The sequence below is a fragment of the Stenotrophomonas sp. YJH_SMC_33 genome (assembly GCF_059372295.1).
Window position 1 is genome coordinate 113090 of the sequence record NZ_JCAFVJ010000007.1, and the last position, 20300, is coordinate 133389.

Below are 20300 nucleotides of genomic sequence, written 5' to 3' on the forward strand. Positions count from 1 at the left end.
GGCGTGGTATCGCAGGCATCATGGAATCAGCGTGAGAAGCCGGGTACCGGGTCCTGGCTGATTGGACCCAGCAGCCAGGCACCCCATTCGGGCATGTGCGGCTTGGCTTCGCGGTCGCCGGGCAGTGGCAGTTCGGTGTTGCGGGCCAGCGGCTTCACCAGGCGTGGCGTGACGATGATCACCAGCTCCTTGTCCTGGCGCTTGTAGTCGAAGTTGCGGAAGAACGAGCCGATGACCGGCAGGTCACCCAGCAGCGGAATCTTGCCGACGCTGGAAACCACGTTGGAACTGACCAGGCCACCGATCACGAAGCTCTCGCCATCGCCCAGCTCGACCGTGGTGTCGGCGCGGCGGGTGGTGATCGATGGAATCTGCACGCCATTGAGCGCGATGGCGTTGCTGTAGTCCAGGTCGCTGGCTTCCGGCGCGACTTTCAAGGCGATGCGGTTCGGCGCCAGTACCGTCGGTGTCACGGTCAGGCCGATGCCGAAGGGCTTGTAGGTGATCGTGGTGGTGCCCAGCCCCTGCGGCTCCAGGATTGGCAGCTCGCCGCCGGCAAGGAAGCTGGCGCTCTGGCCGGACAATGCGACGAGGGTAGGTTCGGCCAGCACGCGCGCCATGCCATTGCTCTGCAGCAGGTCGACGTCGGCATTCCACAGGCCCTTGGTCGAGCCGAACACCAGGCGGAACGCCGAAGAAATGGGCGATTCGGCTTCGTTGCTGGAGTTGCCTTCCTGCATGCCGGGCAGGATGCCGGTGTTGCCCGGCAGCTGGCCGCCCGGGCGGGCGAATCCGTAGGCGAAGTTGCCATTGCGGTTCTGGAAGCTGATGCCGATCTGCTTCAGAGCGGTCTTGTTGAATTCGACCACCTTGACCTCGACCTGCACGACGCCGCCGCTGCTTACCGTCGATGCGTCGGCAAGCAGTCCGTCCTTGCCCAGGGCCATCGCGGCGGTCTTCTGTTCCTGCATGTGCGACAGCACACTGTCGGTGCTTCCCTGCAGCAGGCCCTGATTGTCCTGCTGGGTGAACACCAGTCCGTTCGCGCCCGCGTCGGCCGCGCCCTGCACCGCGCTTTGTACCCGCACCTGCAGGCGCTGTGGCTCGGCCTGCTTGCGGTGCCAGAGCAGGAGCGTGGTGGTGCCCGGTGCCTTGCCGACCAGCAGTGCCTGGCGCTGGCCGCGCAGCATCACGATATCGGCCACGCCCGGGTCGGCAATGGCCACCCGCTCCAGGTCACCCGGCAGGGGCCAGGGGCGCTGCTCGCGCGTCTGCAGTACCAGGTCGTCGGCGGCCACGCTCGTCGCCGGTGCCAGCAGCACCAGCAGCAGGGCCAGCCAGCGCTGGCGGGGGGAAGGGCGTGGACTGCGGCGACGTTCGGTCATGGATGCGCTCGATGCAGGTCAAAGGGAACCACGGGGGGCGGAGCTGTCACCCCGGATGATTTCGATACCCGATGCGCGCGGGGCGCTGCGCCGGGGGGCGGGTATGCGTGCCGGGGCATCCTGGGTGCTGCGGGCCGGCGTGTTGCTGCGGCCGGCCAATGCATCACCGTCGATGCCGGCGTAGGCGTGATTCTCCGGCCGTTGCAGCGCAAGCTGCTGTTCCGCATCCAGCCCCCGCAGCGGATCGATCACACCGCGTGCCTGCGGGAACAGCGCCAGATCGGGCTGGCCGGGATCGGCAGGGTTGCGCAGGGCCAGGAACAGTTTGCCCTGCTGCGCACCCAGCAACAGCCGGTTGGCGTCGGCCACCGGTACCGCCAGTACCGCGCTGCGTGCCGGCTGGGTGGTCTCGCTGCCCGTGCTCTGGGTGCTGCTGCTTCCGGTGATGTCGGCGGCGCGTGGATCGTTGCGCGCATCGGCTTCAGTGCTGGCGACAGCGCCAGCGTTGGCCAGGGCGATGTCCTGCTGGCCATAGCTGAGCACGCGCAGGCGCGACAACAGCAGGCGCGTCTGTGCTGCATCGGCCGGCCCGCTGGCGTTGGGTTGGGCGTTGCGCAGGTTGAGGAACACGTCGACAAAATCGCCCGGCACGATGCGGTTGCCGGCACCCACCAACTCGTCAACCGGTACCGCGAGTGCGCGCTCTCCGGGGCGCAGCTGCAGCGAGAATCCCTGCGCAAGCGCATTGCTGCTGATTGCCGTGCCTTCGGCAATGTCCTGCACCGGCACCTTTCCCACCACGGCGGAAATGCTGGAGGCGGCACCGGCAATCGGGGCGCTGCGCTGCGCCAGGCGCAGTCCATTGGCAGAAATGGGTTCGCCGGCCGGCAGTCGCGCCACCGCCTCCACCACGGTGATTGCCTGGGCTTCGCTCTGCGCGGCCGGGGCAGCCGTGGCCGGCGCGGCTTGCCTGCGCCCGATCATCAGGGCGATGACCGCCAGCAGCACGGCCAACCCGATCAGGGCGACGGCGGCGATGCGGGTCAACTTGAGCATGGAACCGTCTCCTGTAGCGATCGTCAGTTGCCGCTGCCGAGGTCGAGTTGCGCGACCGCCACGCTGCGGATGGGAGCCCGCATTACCCACTTGTAGAGCGTGGCGGTGCCGGGCAGGAAGGGATGGCTTGCGTAGTCGTAGCTGACGGTCACGGTCATGCACTGGGCGCTGGCCAGTCCGGCGCAGGGCGCCTGCGCGGAAACCAGGATGGCGTTGCTTCCCCCATTGCTGCAGTCGACGGACTGCCCGGAGAAGTTCAGCAGCCACTGCATCGAGCTGCGCGCCGCAATACACGCCGCGGTACGACGTTCATTGGCGCTGCCATAGCGCAGCGATGCGCGCGCACCCTCGGCCGAAGCGGTTGCCAGCGTCTGCTGGGCCGCCATGATCATCACGCCGGAGAACGTAAACAGCAGCAGTGGCAGCAGGCCCAGCATGAGCATCAAGGCGAACTCGATGCTGGCTGCACCACGTTGCCGGTGCGGGTTGGGGGTGTTCATGGCACACCTCCATACGTAGTGATGAGGATCCAGGCGATGGCCGACACGGCCAGGTAGGCTGCATAGGGAATGCCATGGCGTCCCTGGCGGGCGTTCTGCATGTCGCGCAGCGCCGGGTGTGAATGCCACTGCGAACTGGCCCGGTTCAGCTGGGCTTGCAGGCCGATGGGCAGTACTGGACCCACCCGGCGTGACGCCAGCACCAACGCGGCATGTGCGCCCGCTGCGAGGCTGGCCGCGATCCAGATCGGCAGCAGTGTCTGCCAGCCCAGCATCAATCCCAGCACGGAAAAGAACTTGACATCCCCGGCGCCCATCCAGCGCAACGCATGGAACGGCAGCAATGCGACCAGGCCGAGCGCCGCGCCGGCAACGTGGGAAGCCCACGGCAGGCGCGGCGCGTTGAACTGTCCGGCGATGAGCACGACAACGGTGATCGCGCATGCGGACAGCAGCCAGGCGTTGGGCACCCGCCGGGCGTACAGATCGCTGATCGCGATCCGCAGGCATACGCCGATGGCCAATAAACCCAGCAGTGTCATCGCACACTCCGTCGCCCGTCAGTGGACGCTCAGCAGTTGCTGTCCCTGATCCAATCCAGGAGGCGGCTCAGGCGGGCGTGCTGCCTGAAGCCTTGTTGGCAAGCTTGGTGAGATTCTCAAAGAGCGTGCTGAAGAATGTCTGGATCTGCGTACTGCCCAGTGCGATCAGCACTCCCGCAATCACAGCGGCCAGCAGCCCGTACTCGAGCGCGGTGACACCATCTTCTTCCTTCAGGAACTTGCGGATCGATGCGTTCATGACGATTGTCTCCCTCTACCTGTCTGCTACAGGACACCTGTTGGGCGGTGGCCCGGCTCCGCCGGGATCGTCCGTGGACCTCCGCACGTCCTGGCGGAGGAGGCAAGGCGGGATGGACCCGCTGTGCTCAAGCAGGGTGATCGCTTCCAGGCGGGACGCCGTTCGCACAACCGCGACCGCGCGGCGCGGGGCCGGTGGTCGACGTGTCGAGCGATACGTGCATGGTCATGCTGTCCCCCTGGGTGCGGTCATTATCAAAGACCGGATCACCGTGTTATCGACTTTGCCTGAATGGCGGCCGGCTGCAACCGGAACCTATATGCAAATTCGGCAGAATCCCTTCGGTCCTTAATTTTTCACGCGGGTTCTGTGACGGAAATCCGTTAGCTCGCACAACGATTCATCGACGTGCAGATAATGTGATTTTGGTTTCAATCGAATGCGAGAACTGTGCCAATCACGTCAGCATGATTTTCACGTCTGTATCCATCCTGTTCAACGCGGGGCAGATGTTTACCCCGCTGAATTATCGGGCATACTCGTATTCAAGTACTCGCGTTTCTTTTGGGGTGCGTGCGTTGGCGGCGCGCATCCCGGTGATGGAAGAGATTCCATGAGAGGTGCGCGCCCTGTCAGGCAGTGGGGGCCGTATCGCACGACGGATAATCGGGGGACGACACTGTCATGGTCGATGGTGGGGTAGGAGACAGCGACGACAGCGGCCTGCGGTCGATCGACCTGGCGACGCTGAGCGGCGTGCTTCGTGTATGTGATGTTGAACTGCTACTGCTCGATGGCAATGGGCCACGGGCGGCCTTCGCTTCACGCGTGCACGAGGAGGCGTTGTTCTGCAGCATCAGCTGTGGATTCCATTGCCGTGGACGATTCATGCTGCCGCCGGACTGGGCGATGCTCGGCTATCTGCACGCCACCGATGAGACGCTGAGCTGGTGCCATGGTGTACCGCTTGCGGCGGGTATGGCGTTGACCGTGATGCCGGAGGGCATCAGCGAGTTCACCCTGAGCCCGGGCACGCACATGACGCTGATGCTGGTGCCGGCGGCGCGCGTGCAGCGCAAGCTGACCGAACTGAGCCTGCGCAGCACGCCACCGGCTGGGCAGGCACTCTCGTTGTTCAGCCTGGCCAACGAAGCAGCGCCGTTGGCGCGCCATTATCAGCAGCTGCACCTGCAGCTGGGGCAGGGTTCCGGCCTGCAGCCGGAAGAAGCCGAGCGGCTGCTGCATGAGCATGTGCAGGCACTGCTGGGCGCGGGTACCGCCGACCGCCCGGGCTGCAGCCGTGCGCGGCGCACACATTATCTGATTGCTCAGCGTGCCGAGAATTTCATGCGGCTCAACCTGCGCCGCAACATCTACATGAATGAAATCTGCGATGCCGCTGGCGTCAGCGAGCGCGGCCTGCGTTATGCATTCGAGGACCTGTTCGGCACTTCGCCGAACCGGTACCTCTCCATGCTGCGCCTGTGTGCCGCCTGCCGGAGCCTGTCGATGGCCGATTCCAGCCGCCGCTCGGTGAAGGCCATCGCGCTCAGCTGCGGGCTTTGGGACCTCTCGCGCTTCGCTGACAATTATCGCAAGGTATTCGGCGAACTGCCGCGCGATACCCTGATGCGCGCGCCCGCGCAGATCGGCCAGCCGGCCTGAGCCAAGGTCCCGCAAGGGTTTCCACGGCATTTATGCCGGAATTGCGCATCCGTTTGCCGATCATGCTGCCGCTTCTGCGTAGACGGCTGCCGATTCCGGCCGTGGATTTGCCGGAATGCGCGATTGCCGTGCCGGATTGAAGTGCGCCACCGCCGTTGCAAACGCTGAAATGTCAGTCACCTGCCTAACGGCAAGTCCACTGACATTCCAGTTGTTCGCCTACGGGGGAAATGCTCATGAACCGCATCTACCGGCGTGTATGGAACCGCCAGCTCAATGCTCTGGTTGTGGCCTCGGAACTGGCCACCGGCGACAGCGGCGGCAGCGCCGCCCGCGATCCGCGCAGTGCACTGCTGATGCCGACCGCACTGGCCCTGGCCCTGCTGTGTGCGCTGGCCAGCGGGCATGCAGGCGCAACCGAATCCAATCAGTCGCTGCGCGACCTGCAGGCGCTCGCAGCCAAGTACGCGCAGCCGATGCCGGTCAAGGTCGACGCGGAAGTGGCGCTGGCTGCCGCATCGCGCCAGGCGCAGAGCAGTCCGGCTATCAGCGCTGACGCGCGTGTCGGCCTGCAGCTGAGTACGAACTCGCTGCCGATCGTACGCGACGTGCTGCCGGCCACCGTGCAGGTGAAGCTGGCGGCGAGCGCTGCGCCGAAGCAGGTCGCGGTTCCTGCGCTGGCTGCCGATGTCCGCGCCAATGTCGGGCTGGGTCATGCAGCGTCCCATGTGGCGAAGATTGATGCATCGCTGGCGGCCAACGTTGCGCCGTCCGCGCATGCGCCGCTCGGTGTGGCTGCGGATGCCCAGGCGAAGGCCGGCGTTGGCATCGCCGGTACCCAGGTGGCCTCGATCGATACCGGTGCCAAGGCGGCCGCCGCTGTTGCTGGCGCACCGGCTGGCTCGCTGTCCGGCCTCAAGGCGTCCGTTGACGGCAAGGTGGATTCGCAGCTGAAGCTGGCGGGCCACCAGATCGACGGCCAGGGGCAGGTCAAGGCGACGGCGGCGGTCACGCTGCCGGCCAAGGAGGAGCTGCCGGGCGAGACTCATGATCGTGCGATCACCGCGGCCTTCGATACCGGTGTTGCCGGCAACGTGCGCGTGCAGGCGCCGGGTGGCCACGAAGTCGTGGCCGACCGCAATCTGAAGCTGGCCGGCCAAGCGACCGTGGCGGCGCAGAACAGCGCGCTGGGCGTCGATGGCCTGGTGGGCGGCGTTGTCGGCGCGGCAGGCGGCGCCGTAGGTGGCGTGCTTGATGGCACCGTAGGCAACACGGTTGGTGCGGTCGGCGGCGCCTTGCACGGCACGGTTGGAACGGTAGGCGAAGCACTGGGCAGCACGCTCGATGGCACCGTTGGAACTGTCGGTAGCGCGGTGGGTGGTGCAGTGAACGGGGCTGTTGGCACGGTTGGCGCAGTTGGCGGCACCGTGGGTGGTGCACTCAACGGCACGGTCGGTTCGGTCGGCAGCACCGTCGGCGGCGCGCTCAACGGGGCTGTTGGTACGGTTGGCGCAGTTGGCGGCACCGTGGGTGGTGCACTCAACGGCACGGTCGGTTCGGTCGGCAGCACCGTCGGTGGCGCGCTCAACGATGCAGTTGGCACCGTCGGTGCCGTTGGCGGTGCCGTGGGCGGCTCGCTCAACAATACAGCGGGTGCGGTGGGCAGCACCGTCGGCGGTGTCCTCAATGGCGCTACAGGTGGCAGCCTCGGCGGCCTGGGTGGCCTGCTGGGCGATACGCTGGGCAATGTCGGCAGTGCCGTAGGCAACCTGCTCAACGGCAACCTCAACGGCACCATCGGCAATCTCGGCAGTGCCGTAGGCGGCCTGGTCGGCGGCACGCTTGGCGGGCTCGGCCTGACTCAACCCTCGGCCATACCGCCCACCAGCCCAAAGGCGCCGGCGCCGGCCGACCCGAACGCGGGCCTGATCATCGGCACCGGTGGCCTGGTCGGCAATGTCGGCCAGCTCATCGGGCCGACCACCAGCAGCCTTTTCGGCGGCGACGGCTACCTGAGCAACGGCAATCTCAAGCTCAGCAACGCCAACGTGATGCAGACCTACTCGACGGTCAATGTGCTGGGCCTGCCGGTGGTCAACCTGTCGCCGGTCGGTAGCACCCTCAATGGCCTCGGCGGCGCCGTCACCGGCGGCAGCTCGCACCTGACGCTCATTGGCGGCGTTACCTCGGACAGTTACATCTACAACATCAACAACGGCAATCCGGGTGGCCTGCTCGGGCTGCTGCTGCCAACGGATTCGCCGGAATGGGCGGCGAAGTGCCTGGACATCGCGCTGGCCGACATCTCCTGCTGGGCCGTCAACGCGGCACAGGACTACCAGGTGCTGATGGGTGACGGCGCCTTCGCCAACGGTTCGAAGGAAGTGGTGATCGGCGCCAATGCACGGCACGAACTGCCCAGGGTCGATGCCAACGTTGCCTTCCCGGGCGATGGCGTGAACGATCCCACCAACCCGACCGGCGTCCCGACCGCAGACTACGCTGCGCGCATGGGCCATTCGGTGATCGTCGGTGACAGTGCCGTCGGTACCGCCAACGGCCAGACCCTGCTGGGTGCTGAAGCCACCTCCAACCAGGCGAACTCGGTCGCACTGGGCTACCGTTCGGCTGCACTGCGCGGCGCGCAGGCCAGCTACAGCGCTTATGGCCTCACTGCACCGCAGGTCTCGGCCGGCGAAGTATCGGTGGGCACCGCCGGTGGCGGCGAGCGCCAGATCACCAACGTGGCTGCCGGCAGCGTCAACACCGATGCGGTCAATGTGGCCCAGTTGAAGGGCGCCATCAGCCTGATCGATGATGTGGCGGCAGCTGCGGTGACCTACGACCTGGACGGTGCCGGCAACCCGAACTACCGTCGGGTGACGCTTGGCGCGGGCACTGGCACCACCACCATCGGCAACCTGGCCGGCGGCGCGGTCACCGCGGGCAGCCTGGAAGCAGTCAACGGTGGCCAACTGGCTGCGACCAACGCCGCCATCGCCAGCTTCTTCGGTGGCCGCGCCGCGTTCGATCCGGCCAGCGGTGCCTTCACTGCGCCGCTGTTCGAGATCAGCACGATCTCCACCACCGGCGCCATCGCCCAGGGCCTGTACACCAACGCCACCGATGCCTTCGCGGCGGTGGATGGTTCGCTGGTCAACCTCAACACGCAGATCACCGATATCCGCAACGGCGGTACCAAGTACCTGCGGGTGAACTCGACCGGTACCGAGGCCGTGGCCACCGGCGCCGACTCGATCGCGGTTGGTACCAATGCCCGCGCCACCGCCTCCAACAGCATCGCGGTGGGCGCCGGCAGCCTGGCTGACCGTGCCAACAGCGTATCCATCGGTGCCGCCGGTGCCGAGCGCCAGGTCACCAACATGGCGGCCGGTACCGCAGCGACCGATGCGGTCAACCTGGGCCAGCTGCAGGCCTCGGAGCAGGGCGCCCTGCGCTATGACCTCAACGGCGACGGCAGCGTCAACTACGCCAGTGCCACGCTGGGCCAGAGCGGCACCGCCACCACGCTGCGCAACCTGGGCCCGGGCCAGGTCAGTGCCACCAGCAGCGAGGCCATCAACGGTGCCCAGCTGTTTGCGGCCAACCAGGCCGTTGCCACCCACCTCGGAGGTGGCGCGGCGGTCAACGCCAGCGGCGTACTGACCGCGCCGACCTATTCGATCAACAACGTTGCCGCCAACGGCACCGTGACCAAGGGCAGCTACAACGACGTCGGTACCGCCTTCGACGCGGTCAGCAATTCACTGGCCAATGTGGCCGACCAGACCGGCGAGATCGACAAGCTGGCCGTGAAGTACGACGTCGACGGCAGCGGCAACGTGCTCAACAGCGTGACGCTGACGGGCACCGGCAGCGGTGCGGTGAAGATCACCAACGTCGCCGCCGGCAGCATCCTGGCCGGCAGCAGCGACGCCATCACCGGCGACCAGCTGTTCAGCACCCACAGCACCATCGCCAACTACTTCGGCGGCACCACTGCCTACAACGGCACCACCAACGCGTGGACCGCGCCGACGTTCAGCATCTCCAGCATCGCCACCGATGGCACCTTCAGCAGCGGCGATTACAACAACGTCACCGCCGCCTTCACTGCCGTCGATGGCTCGCTGAAGGTCCTCAACCAGCGCATCACCAACGGTGGCGGTGGCAGTGCCTACCTGGCGGTGAACTCGACGGCGGCCGCAGCCACCGCGGCCGGTGCGGAAGCGGTGGCGGTCGGCCCGCAGGCCAGTGCGGCCGGTGCCAACAGCGTGGCGGTCGGCAACGGTGCCAGCGCCAGTGCAGGCAACAGCGTCGCCCTGGGTGCCGGTTCGGTGGCCAGCGTTGGTGCGCAGAGCGGCTACACCGGTGCCTACGGCCAGACCGGCGCCAGCAACTCGGCCGGTGAGGTCTCGGTCGGCAGCACCGGCAGCGAGCGCAAGATCACCCACGTTGCCGATGGCTCCGACACCTACGACGCAACCAATGTCGGCCAGCTGAAGAATGGTGTGAACTACGCCATCGATGAGTCGAAGAAGTACACCGACCAGAAGATCCAGAACATCACCAACGTGGCCGGCAGCTTCCGCGCCAACAACACCAACAACCTGGCCGATCCGTCCGCCAGCGGTGCCAACTCGGCCGCCGGTGGTGCAGGCTCCACCGCCGCCGGTGCCAACTCGACCGCGCTGGGCAATGGTTCGCAGGCGCAGGCCGACAACTCGGTGGCGCTGGGGGCGGGTTCGGTGGCGAACCGGGCCAACACGGTCTCGGTCGGTGCCAGCGGCGCCGAACGCCAGGTCGTCAACGTGGCTGACGGTTCGCAGGCCACCGATGCGGTCAACGTGCGCCAGCTGCAGGCCTCGCAGCAGGGCACGATCCGCTACGACACCACGGTGAACGGTGCGACCAACTACAACAGTGTCACGCTGGGCAGCACCAACAGCGGCCCGACCACGGTGCGCAACGTCGCCGCCGGCACCGCCGGTACCGACGCGGTCAACGTGGATCAGCTGAAGTCGGGGATGGCGCAGACCCTGGACTGGTCCAAGGCCTACACCGACGAGCGCATGGGTGGCTTCGAGCGCGACCTGCGCAAGACCGACAACCGTGCTTCGGCCGGTATCGCCTCGGCGATGGCCACCGCAGCGCTGCCGCAGCCCAGCGAAGCGGGCCGCAACATGGCCTCGGTCGCTGCCGGCAGCTACAACGGCGAGTCGGGCGTGGCGGTCGGTATCTCCGGTGTCTCCGAGGGAGGGCGCTGGATCTACAAGTTCAGCGGCTCCACCAACAGCCGTGGCGAGGCCGGCGTGGCCGTCGGTGCCGGCATCCAGTGGTGATATCTCCGCCGCCGGGCCGCACGCGCGGCCCGGTACCGCGGAAACGTCTACAGGGGGAATGACATGAAACAGCATCGTATCGCCCGCGCCGGCCAACATGCCGCTACGCTGGGCCTGATCCTGGGGATGGGCCTGCTGGCCGCCTGCCGCAGCCATGCGCCGGCCACGGACGGTCCTGCCGAAGCCACCGCCGTGCAGTTCCCGGAGGCCTCCAGGGCCTCGTTGAAGGAAGGCATCTATCCGGACGTCGCCGACCTGCGCCGCTTCGCGCCGGGCATGAGCAAGCGGCAGTTGTACACGCTGCTGGGCACGCCGCATTTCAATGAAGGCATGTGGGGCGTGCGCGAGTGGAACTACCTGTTCAACTTCCGCACCGCGCAGGGCGCGGAGTACTTCACCTGCCAGTTCCAGGTCCGCTTTGACAGCAAGGGCATTGCCCAGGCGGGGTACTGGAAGCCGGAATCGTGCGCGGCCGTGCTGGAGCCGCCGCGGCCACCGGCCCCGCCGGCACCGGCACCGGCACCGCTGCCAGAACAGCCGCTGCGGCTGTCTGCCGACGCGCTGTTCGGCTTCGACAGCGCGGTACTCAGCGCCGAGGGCCAGCAGGCGGTGCAGGGCATCCTGGCGCAGGTGCGTGAAGCCGCACAGGTGCAGTCGATCCGGGTGACCGGCTACACCGACCGTATCGGCAGTGCCAGCTACAACCAGACCCTGTCGCAGCGCCGCGCCGAGGCCGTGCGCAGCGCGCTGGTGCAGGGCGGCGTGCCTGCAGCCAGCATCAGCGCCGAAGGACGCGGCGCGGCCGAGCCGATCGTGCAGTGCGAGCAGCGCAATCGGCGCGAGCTGATCGCCTGCCTGGCGCCAAACCGTCGCGTGCAGATCGCCGGAGTGGCACAGCCGCGCTGAAATCCCCTCACCGGGGCCAGGCCCCGGTCCCGAGTCCCCCCTGACCGCCGGCAGGCGTGGCAACGTCTCCCCCGTCGTCCACGCCTGCCTGCGGCTCAGGTTTTCTAACGGTGCACGCGATGAACGCTCAATTCCTGCCTCTTTCCATGAAGACGGAAACCACACTCAGCGTGTACGGCCAGCTCGGCAACCATGCCGTGGTACGCATTCCCGGGCGGCGCCTGCCAGGCCTGATCCTGCAGGCAGACACCGTGGCCGGCTTCCTTGCCCAGCTGCAGGAAGCCCAGGCCTGCCTGCGCAGTGGTCGCGCACAGCGCACCGACGCCGAACTGGACATGCTCATCGACGTGTTGCAGCAGTGGTATGCGCTGATCGAATCGCGCCTGGCCGACGCCGGCGAGGCACTGTAGAAGAAAAAGGGGACGGAGGGGATTAAGTCGTTCCCGGCACGGCAGGGACATGGACGACTTAATCCCCTCCGTTCCCTTTTCTGTGTCATGCGCGTGCGCGGATCAACCAGCAGGCAGCACCCACGCGGACCCGATCGCCCTCGATGAATGGTGTGAATGCTGCCAGCGCCTGGTCGCGCAGCCCGGCGGCCTCCGCTTCGGGCAGCGCCCGCAGCGCCTGGCCCACCGGGCCCAGCTGGCCGACGTAGGTCGGCAGCTCATCGCGTGCGATCGAACACGGAAGGTCCACCGCAACCACCTCCACATCCTTCCAGCCGGCAGCCTGCAACAGGCGCTGCACGCGTTGGCCATCTGCGAAGGCGAACTGTCCCGGGGCACCGGGTGCGCGCGGCGGAAGCTCAAGCGCATCGCCGATCGCGCGCTCGGCCGTGGTCATGAATGGATTCTCGTCAGCGCTGCGCCAGGCAATGAAACGCAGGCCGGCACCGGGCCGCGTGGCGCGGTGCAGGTTGGCGAAGGCCGCACCGGTATCCTCGAAGAACATCACGCCCAACCGAGATTGGATCCAGTCGAAGTGCGCGGTGGGCAACGGATGCTGCTGTGCGTCGGCGACGATGAAGTCTGCGTCCAGCCCTGCCGCCTCGGCGCGTTGACGGGCCAGCGCCAGCATCGGCGCGGAGATGTCCAGGCCGGTGCAGTGCGCCGACGGGCGTGCGGCGGCTGATGCCAGCAGGCTGGCCCCGGTACCGCAGCCGATGTCGAGCAGTTGCGTGACGGTTTCCGGAAGTTCGGCCACGAGCAGGTCGGCCATCGGCTGAAACAGGCCATCGAGAAGGGCCTGCTGCGCAACCCAGACCTGGCCGCCAGGGCCGTTCCACAGGGCGTTCTGATCAAGGGGGGGGGTGCTGGCCATGGCCTTGCCTCGGTGGGTAGTTGCCCATAGGTTGGCGCTTGAAGGTCACTTGAGGTCAAGCCCGTGCGCGAACTGGATATTGGCGAGGTGGTCAAGCGCAGCGGCGTGCCGGCCTCGACCCTGCGCTACTACGAACAACTTGGGCTGCTGCAGGCACTGGGCCGTCGCGGCCTGCGCCGGCAGTACGACGAGCAGGTGCTGGAACGGCTCGCGTTGATCAGCCTCGGCCAGGCGGCCGGTCTGTCGCTGCAGCAGATCGGGGCATCGCTGCCACTGCAGCGCGGGTGCATCTCCCTGGACCGGGAGGCCCTGCTGGCGCAGGCCGATGTGCTGCAGCGGCAGATCACCCGGCTGCAACGGGTGCGCCGGCACCTGCAACGCGCGGCGGCCTGCCCGCAGGCGGAGGACGCCCGGAAGTGCGGTTCGTTCCAGAAACTGCTGCGTGCGCAGCAGCGCATGGCGGGTCGGTGAGAGATGCATCCACGCATGGCGTGGATCTACTTCACCACGACCTCGGTAGATCCACGCCATGCGTGGATGGAATCAATCGCGGGTACTGACTTCCCAGGTGGCATGCAGCACGCCCGGCACGTGCTCCATCCGCGCCAGCACCACGTCCAGCTCATCGGCACTCACCGCCGTACTGACCAGCACCGCGATCACATCGGTAGGCGCGTCGGCATGCTCGACCAGCTGCACATCACCGACCGGATACTGCGCTGCTTCCAGCGCGTCGACCAACCGCTCGCGCACGCGCGGCACGGCTTCGGCATCCACGCTCAGGCGCACTTCGTAGGTCGCCTCGGTGGCGGCCTCATTGATCGGAATGCGGTTGATCGCATTCACCAGCGGCCGCAGCAGGGTGTTTCCGGCGATGATCAGCACGGTCAGCAGCACGCCTTCGGCCAGCATGTCCGCGCCGGTGCAGCTGCCCACCGCCGCAGAGCACCACAGGGTGGCGGCGGTGTTCAGGCCGCGCACGTTCATGCCTTCCTTCATGATCACGCCGGCGCCGAGGAAGCCGACGCCGGAGACCACGTAGGAGATCACCCGCACCGCCTCGGCACTGCCGGCGATGCGCATGCCGAGGTCGACGAAGGCAGCGGCGCCGACGGCCACCAGCACATTGGTGCGCAGGCCGGCGGTGCGTTGCCGGTACTGGCGCTCGGCGCCGATCAGCGTGCCCAGCACGAAGGCGGCCAGCAGGCTGACCACGGTGTCGGCGAAGGGACCGGCCTGGAAGGTCTCAATGAAGCGCATGGCCGGAGTCTACCCGGTCGAGGTGACAGTAGATCCACGCCATGCGTGGATTTCCAGCGGTCCACGTCACGCGTGGTTAGTCAGCGTGCCAGAAACGACTTAATCCCCTCCGTCCCCTTTTTGCGGGGTCAGTCGGTGTCCTCGACGCGCTCGCCCATCAGCTCGCGCTGGCGCTTGTCCAGTTCCTCGGCGTAGCGCTTGCGCACGAAGGCTTCGGAGACGACGCCCAGCACCTGGCCGTCGGCGCCGACCACCGCCAGTTCGTCGGCCTGGGTCTGGTCGAAACGCTGCATCACGCTGACCACGTCCGCGGCCGGCGACAGTGAAACGTCACGGTTCTCGGCCAGCTCGCCGATCATGGTCTCCGGTTTCACGCCATCGCCGTAGACCCGTGGAATCTGCACGATGCCAGCGTAGTGGCCCTCGCTGTCGATCAGGATCACCCGGCTGCCCGAGCCCAGCGGGAAGCGCTGGCGGAACGCGGCGGCATCGAGATCGGCCGGAGTAGTGGCCACGCCCTTGCGCATCAGCCGGCCGGCGTTGAGGTTCTGCACCCAGCCCACGTCGCGGGCGCTCTTGATGGTCTCGCCGCGCAGGTGCATGCGCCAGGTCGAGAACGAGTAGCCGAACCACTGCCGCACCAGCGTGCTGGACACCAGTACCGCGCTCATCACCACGCTGGTCAGCAGGAAATCGTGCGTGCCTTCCAGCACCAGCATGGCCATGGTCATTGGCGCGCCGACCACCGCCGCGGCCAACGCTGCCATGCCGGCCAGCGCGGCGGACGTGGCGTCGATTACCGGCACGCCGGTGGCCATCGCCAGCAGGCCGGCGAACAGGGCGCCGACCAGGGTGCCCATGAACAGCGAGGCGAAGAACAGGCCGCCACGGAAGCCGAAGCCCAGCGAGATGCCCGAGGCCAGGCACTTCAGGGTCAGCAGGCCGCCGATCCAGATCAACGGCAGGTGGGTAGTCAGGTCCAGGTGCAGCGCGCCATGGCCGGACGACAGCACCTGCGGACTGGCCAGGGCCAGCGGGATCAGCAGCAGGCCACCCACCACCGGGCGGCCCCACAGCGGCAACGGGCTGCGCTTGACCCTCCCTTCAATGGACGCGATCAGGCGCATGATGACAATGCCGACCATCGCGCAGCAGCAGCCCAGCAGTCCGTAAATGGCGTAGTCGGCGGCGCGTACGTCTATGGTCGAAGCGGCGGGCAGCAGGTAAGCCTCGATGCCGGCCTGATCGGCCACGAACGCACCGGCCAGTGCGGCCACGGCCACCGGTGCCAGCGCAGCGGGGGTGTAGGCGCCGATGACGATCTCGAAGGCGTAGAACGCACCGGCTAGCGGCGCACCAAACGCAGCGGCGATGGCACCGGCGGCACCGGCACCGACCAGGATGCGCACGTCGTTGCGACGCAGGCGCATCACCCGGCCCAGCTGCGAGCCGCTGCCCGCGCCCATCTGCGTATACGAAGCCTCAAGGCCGACCGACGCGCCGCAGCCGTTGGACAGCAGGGTCTGGGTCAGCACGATCAGGTTGTCGCGCATCGACATGCGGCCGCCGTGCAGCGCATTGGCTTCCACCGCATCGAGCAGTGGCCGTTTCAGTCGCGTCGCCGCCAGGCTGACCAGGCCGACCAGCAGCCCGCCCAGTGGCAGCACCAGTAGCGCGGTCCAGGTCAGCGAGGGCAGGGAGCTCAGCCGCATGCCGTCGTCCAGCCCATACAACGTGCCCTGCAGCCAGCGCGCGATGCCCGACTGCAGCAGGGTCAGGTAGCCGGCGATCAGGCCAACCAGCAGCGCCAGCGCGATGAACCACAGGTCGCTGCCGCGCAGCCGCAGGCGCAGGCCCTGGAAGGCCAGATGCAGGCGCGATGGCGGAACGGGCGAAGACATGGTGGCGGCATGATACGCCGCCACCGTGAGCGCCACCGTCACCGCATCGGGCGGCTACCGGCTCAGAAGCGGTAGCGGCCCTGTACGTAGAAGGTGCGCGGCGCGGCCACCATGCGGCCTGCGTTGCCATCGACGTTGCGGGTGTACCAGCGCTTGTCGGCCAGGTTGTTCACGCCCAGCGCGATCTCGCTGTTACCCAGCCCCGGCACCTGCCAGGCCACTTGGGCATTCCACAGGCGTACGCCCGGCACGCGTCCCACGCGCGCGTCAGCGCTCTCGGCCCAGGTGTTGGCGGCGTCGGAGAACTGGCCGCTCTGGTGGGTGCTGGAGACGTTGAAGGTCCAGCCGGCCAGCGCGTAGCGGGCGCCGATGCTGTCGGTGTCGCGCGAGTAGAACGGCACGTCCAGGCCACGGTTGTCGCCGGACTGCTGGATCGCCTTGGTCCAGGTGTAGTTGGCGTACAGCTCCAGCCCGGCCAGCGCGCCGTCCTCGGCGAAGTGGTACTCCAGTGCGCTCTCCACACCCTTGTGGTCGGTGGCACCAATGTTCTGGAAGGTGGGCGGGGTGATGCCCGGCACCTGCAGGATCTGGTTGTCGAAGCGCATCTTGAACACGGTCACTTCCGCGCGCAGTGCCCCATCCTGCCAGCGTGCGCCCAGCTCGGTGGTCTTGGCCACTTCCGGGTTCAGCGGATTGCTGGCGGTCTGCGAATTGAGCTGGATGTTCTGTACCGGTCCGAACGAGGTGGTGTAGTTGCCGAACACGGTCAGCTGCGGCGTCAGCAGGTAGGCGATGTTGAGCGAGGGCAGGGCCTTGTCGTTGCGGCTGCTGAAGGTCGCCGTGCCTCCGGCCTGGCGGCGGTCCATGTCGATCCATTCCATGCGCACGCCCGGCGTGATCCGCCACTGGCCGATCGCAATGCGGTCGTCGATGTAGAAGGCGTGCGCGTCGGTGGCGTTGTCGAAGCGGGTGGTGGCACTGGCCGCGCCGGTGCGGCGGGCGACGGTGTAGCTGCGGTCGTTGCCGCGCTCGCGCAGGAAGCGGTAGCCGGCGGTGATGTCATGCACCGCGCTGCCCCAGTGCAGGCGCTGGGTATAGCGCGGCTCGATGCCAAGCACGCGGTAGTCGCGCGGCTGCACGGTCAACTGGGTGTTGGCGGCGTTGATCAGCGAGCTGGCACGGGTGCTCTCGTTGTAATAGGCCAGCACCTCGAACTCGCTGTTGGCCGACAGCGTGTTGGTGTAGCCCAGGTCGATGCCGGTGCGGTGGCCCTTCCAGAAATCGGTCGGCCGGGTGGTCTGGAACGGATCGGCCTCGTACTGCGCACGGGTCAGGCCGCCCGGGGTCAACGAGCGCACGTCGTAGTAGGACAGCTTGGCACGCAGCTCCTGCTGTTCGTCGATGGCGTAGGCGAACTTCAGTGCGAGATCGTTGAAGCGGTCATCGCTGCCCTGGCGCCAGCCGCGGCCGTCCTGGCCGGAGTACAGCAGGGCTGCGCCCAAGCCGTTGTCGCCGGTGCCGCCGAGGAAGGCGTTGTACTGGGCGCTGTCGCCGCCGCCATGGTCGTAGGCGGTGTAGCGCACGCCGGCTTCGCCGTGCAGGCCGGCCTCGGTGGGAATGGCGCGGGTGCTGAAGTTGATGATGCCACCGACGTTCTGCGGCCCGTAGCGCACCGCGCCGCCGCCGCGCACCACGTCGATCGATTCGATGTTGGACAGGCTGGCCGGTGCGAACGACAGCTGTGGCTGGCCATACGGCGCCACCGCCAGCGGAACGCCGTCCAGCAGTACGGTCGAGCGCGGCGAGTAGCGCCCGGTCAGTCCGCGCACGCCGATGTTGAGCGAGACCGAGCTGCCGGCCGTGCCGGAGTTGTCGGTGACCTGCACACCCGGAATACGGCGCATGGCATCGCCGATGCTGGCCGCGCCGCTGGCCTCGATGCGCTGGCGGTCGACCAGGGTGCGCGCGCCGGCAAAGCGCTTGACGCTGTCATGCAGGCCGGTACCCAGCCAGCTGCCGGCGACCTGGATGCTGTCCAGCGTGGTGGCGCCGTCCTGGGCGAAGGCACGGGTGGTCGGGAGCAGGCACAGGGCGAGGGCGGCGGCCAGGGGCAGGCGGGGCGGTTGCAGGGCGAGGATGGGCATCGGTGCAGGCTGTGGAAGGTCGTAAATGAGAATTATTGCTGATTCCATTCGCTATTGGAATGCGCCTCCGGTTCATGCCGATGCCCCGGTGATAGAGTGGGCGATTGCTTACTGACTCGCTGAGATCTGCCATGTCCCAAGCCGCTTTCTACCCCGTCGGAACCCCTGGCCAGCCGTGGGGAGCGGCGGAACGGGAGGTGTGGCGTGGCCGCCAGCAGCGCCTGCGTCGCTATGACGAGGAGGTGCTGCCCCGCATCGAGGCGCTGGCATCGCGCTTCGACAAGGTGGCCTATGGCCAGCTCGACTACGCTGGCGAGACCTACACTCTGTTCGCCCTGCGCAGCCGCGATTGGAACCCGGTGCTGCCGGCTGCCCTGGTTACCGGTGGCGTGCACGGTTATGAGACCAGCGGCGTGATGGGCGCGCTGGAATTCCTCGAAAAGCACGCCGCCGACTACGCCGGCAAGGCCAATCTGCTGGTGGCGCCGTGCGTGAATCCGTGGGGCTTCGAGCGCATCAACCGCTGGAACTTCGATGCGATCGACCCGAACCGCAATTTCCGCGCCGATGGCCCGGCCCGCGAGTCGACCGCGCTGATGGAGCTGATCGCACCGATCAAGGACCAGTTCGTGCTGCACATCGACCTCCACGAGACCACCGACAGCGACGAGAGCGAGTTCCGCCCGGCGCTGGCCGCGCGTGACGGCAAACCGTTCGAGCCGGGCCTGATTCCCGATGGCTTCTACTTGGTGGACGACAGCGAGAACCCGCAGGCGGCGTTCCAGCAGGCAGTCATCGCCGCGGTGGAGAAGGTCACCCACATCGCGCCGGCCGACGACAAGGGCGAGATCATCGGTTCGCCGGTGGTGGCCCACGGCGTGATCGAGTACCCGCTGGTGAAGCTGGGCCTGTGTGCCGGCATCACCGGTGCGACCTACACCACCACCACCGAGGTCTACCCGGACAGCCCGCGGGCGACCCCGCAGCAGTGCAACGACGCCCAGGTGGCAGCGGTGTGCGCGTCGCTGGATTACGCGCTCGCCCATCGTTGACCGGTAGTGCCGGCCGCTGGCCGGCAACCACGCGACAACAGGATTGCCGGCCAGCGGCCGGCGCTACCTCACCCCAACGCGTCGGCCCACCACAGCGCCGCTGGCCCCGGCGGCGTGTCGCGGCGCCACAGCAGGTCGCTGTGGATGCGCCGCGGCCACCCGGGCAGGGTCAGTTCCACCAGTTGCCCGCGGTCGTAGCGCTGCACCAATGCGCGGGGCAGCTCGGCCCAGCCGATGCCGTCCTCGGCCATCTCCATCACCATCAGGTAGTCGGTGGCGGTCCACGCCAGCCCGGTAACCGCCCGCGCATGGTCGACCTCCGCGCTCAATCGCACCTGCCGGTACCGTGCCAGCTGGGAAGCTGCGCGACGGCCGGCGTCGGCCAGCGCATGGTCGCGCGCCACATACACCGACAGTTCGCTGTGATGGGCCAACGGCCGTGCCACCAGACCGTCCGGGTAGCTTTCCTGGCGCGGCAGCAGGCCCAGCGCTGCGCGACCACTGCCGACCAGTTCCAGCACGTCTTCGCCTTCGGCATCCAGCCATTCCAGTTCGATCTCGGGGAACGCTTCGGCAAAGCGCTGCAACACGCGCTGCTCCGGGTCGAGCTGATACACGTCGGAGAACACCACGGTCAGCCGCGCTTCGACCGGGGCGGCCAGCCGCACGCTCAACTGCTGCAGGCGGGTATCGGCGGCGAGGATTTCCTGGGCATGGGCGAGCACCTGGCGCCCGGCTTCGGTCAGCTGCGGGTAGCGTCCACTGCGGTCGAACAGGCTGACGCCCAGGTCCGCCTCCAGGTGGGCGATGGCGGTGCTGACCGTCGATTGGGTCTTGCGCAGGCGACGCGCCGCCGCCGAGAACGATCCGAGCGCGGCCGCTTCGACGAACGCCTGCAGGGATTCAGGGGAATAGGGCATTGATCCATCGCTCCTATCGATGGTATCCATTTTGAATCGACCGTA

The 20300-nt window shown here is 67.5% G+C and carries 16 protein-coding genes; 6 read left to right on the forward strand and 10 right to left on the reverse strand.

Going from position 1 to position 20300, the window contains the following annotated elements:
• Nucleotides 1-26 precede the first annotated feature (26 nt).
• The 5 genes from AC5P9W_RS12690 to AC5P9W_RS12710 all read right to left on the reverse strand — a co-directional run bounded on the left by AC5P9W_RS12690 (nt 27) and on the right by AC5P9W_RS12710 (nt 3742).
• Nucleotides 27-1385 carry a type II and III secretion system protein family protein gene (locus AC5P9W_RS12690; protein WP_111102426.1) on the reverse strand — a complete coding sequence of 453 codons (1359 nt, stop codon included), beginning with the start codon at nt 1383-1385 and terminating at the stop codon, nt 27-29.
• An 18-nt stretch (nt 1386-1403) separates the two neighbouring features.
• The gene (gene cpaB / locus AC5P9W_RS12695; protein WP_111102425.1) at nt 1404-2441 is read right to left on the reverse strand and encodes a Flp pilus assembly protein CpaB; all 1038 of its coding nucleotides are present in this window, start codon (nt 2439-2441) and stop codon (nt 1404-1406) included.
• A gap of 23 nt (nt 2442-2464) precedes the next feature.
• On the reverse strand, nt 2465-2941 hold the full coding sequence (locus tag AC5P9W_RS12700; protein ID WP_021204286.1) for a TadE/TadG family type IV pilus assembly protein: 477 nt from the start codon (nt 2939-2941) through the stop codon (nt 2465-2467).
• Nucleotides 2938-3483 (reverse strand): A24 family peptidase, encoded by a 546-nt coding sequence (locus tag AC5P9W_RS12705; protein WP_058982314.1) that lies wholly within the window; start codon nt 3481-3483, stop codon nt 2938-2940. The genes AC5P9W_RS12700 and AC5P9W_RS12705 overlap by 4 nt, the downstream gene beginning before the upstream one ends.
• A 67-nt stretch (nt 3484-3550) precedes the next feature.
• Nucleotides 3551-3742, reverse strand: a complete 192-nt coding sequence (locus tag AC5P9W_RS12710; protein ID WP_021204284.1) for a Flp family type IVb pilin — start codon at nt 3740-3742, stop codon at nt 3551-3553.
• Between the two features lie 684 nt (nt 3743-4426).
• Here AC5P9W_RS12710 and AC5P9W_RS12715 point away from each other — a divergent pair.
• From AC5P9W_RS12715 to AC5P9W_RS12730, 4 genes are all read left to right on the forward strand, one after another.
• A complete protein-coding gene (locus tag AC5P9W_RS12715) occupies nt 4427-5407 on the forward strand; it encodes an AraC family transcriptional regulator (protein WP_021204283.1) in 981 nt (326 codons plus the stop codon).
• 236 nt (nt 5408-5643) lie between these two features.
• Nucleotides 5644-10749, forward strand: a complete 5106-nt coding sequence (locus tag AC5P9W_RS12720) for a YadA-like family protein (RefSeq protein WP_495219290.1) — start codon at nt 5644-5646, stop codon at nt 10747-10749.
• A 63-nt stretch (nt 10750-10812) separates the two neighbouring features.
• The gene (locus tag AC5P9W_RS12725; RefSeq protein WP_021204281.1) at nt 10813-11655 is read left to right on the forward strand and encodes an OmpA family protein; all 843 of its coding nucleotides are present in this window, start codon (nt 10813-10815) and stop codon (nt 11653-11655) included.
• Between the two features lie 119 nt (nt 11656-11774).
• Nucleotides 11775-12065: a DUF6959 family protein gene (locus tag AC5P9W_RS12730; protein ID WP_019659952.1), complete on the forward strand. Its 291-nt coding sequence runs from the start codon at nt 11775-11777 to the stop codon at nt 12063-12065.
• Between the two features lie 85 nt (nt 12066-12150).
• Here the strand turns inward: AC5P9W_RS12730 and AC5P9W_RS12735 are convergent, their stop codons facing one another.
• The gene (locus tag AC5P9W_RS12735; protein ID WP_021204280.1) at nt 12151-12978 is read right to left on the reverse strand and encodes a class I SAM-dependent methyltransferase; all 828 of its coding nucleotides are present in this window, start codon (nt 12976-12978) and stop codon (nt 12151-12153) included.
• A 63-nt stretch (nt 12979-13041) separates the two neighbouring features.
• On the opposite strand from AC5P9W_RS12735, the gene AC5P9W_RS12740 reads away from it, so the two are divergent.
• Nucleotides 13042-13449 (forward strand): MerR family transcriptional regulator, encoded by a 408-nt coding sequence (locus AC5P9W_RS12740; RefSeq protein ID WP_188250237.1) that lies wholly within the window; start codon nt 13042-13044, stop codon nt 13447-13449.
• A 72-nt stretch (nt 13450-13521) separates the two neighbouring features.
• Here the strand turns inward: AC5P9W_RS12740 and AC5P9W_RS12745 are convergent, their stop codons facing one another.
• The 3 genes from AC5P9W_RS12745 to AC5P9W_RS12755 all read right to left on the reverse strand — a co-directional run bounded on the left by AC5P9W_RS12745 (nt 13522) and on the right by AC5P9W_RS12755 (nt 18283).
• Nucleotides 13522-14238, reverse strand: coding sequence for an MgtC/SapB family protein (locus tag AC5P9W_RS12745; RefSeq protein WP_010485159.1), 717 nt, complete (start codon nt 14236-14238; stop codon nt 13522-13524).
• A gap of 128 nt (nt 14239-14366) precedes the next feature.
• Nucleotides 14367-16139, reverse strand: coding sequence for a chloride channel protein (locus AC5P9W_RS12750; RefSeq protein ID WP_050584657.1), 1773 nt, complete (start codon nt 16137-16139; stop codon nt 14367-14369).
• Nucleotides 16140-16201: 62 nt separating this feature from the next.
• On the reverse strand, nt 16202-18283 hold the full coding sequence (locus tag AC5P9W_RS12755) for a TonB-dependent receptor family protein (protein ID WP_495219291.1): 2082 nt from the start codon (nt 18281-18283) through the stop codon (nt 16202-16204).
• Between the two features lie 131 nt (nt 18284-18414).
• Between AC5P9W_RS12755 and AC5P9W_RS12760 the strand changes: the two genes are divergently transcribed.
• On the forward strand, nt 18415-19335 hold the full coding sequence (locus AC5P9W_RS12760; RefSeq protein ID WP_021204276.1) for a M14 family metallopeptidase: 921 nt from the start codon (nt 18415-18417) through the stop codon (nt 19333-19335).
• Between the two features lie 68 nt (nt 19336-19403).
• Here the strand turns inward: AC5P9W_RS12760 and AC5P9W_RS12765 are convergent, their stop codons facing one another.
• Nucleotides 19404-20255 carry a LysR family transcriptional regulator gene (locus AC5P9W_RS12765; protein ID WP_021204275.1) on the reverse strand — a complete coding sequence of 284 codons (852 nt, stop codon included), beginning with the start codon at nt 20253-20255 and terminating at the stop codon, nt 19404-19406.
• Nucleotides 20256-20300 lie beyond the last annotated feature (45 nt).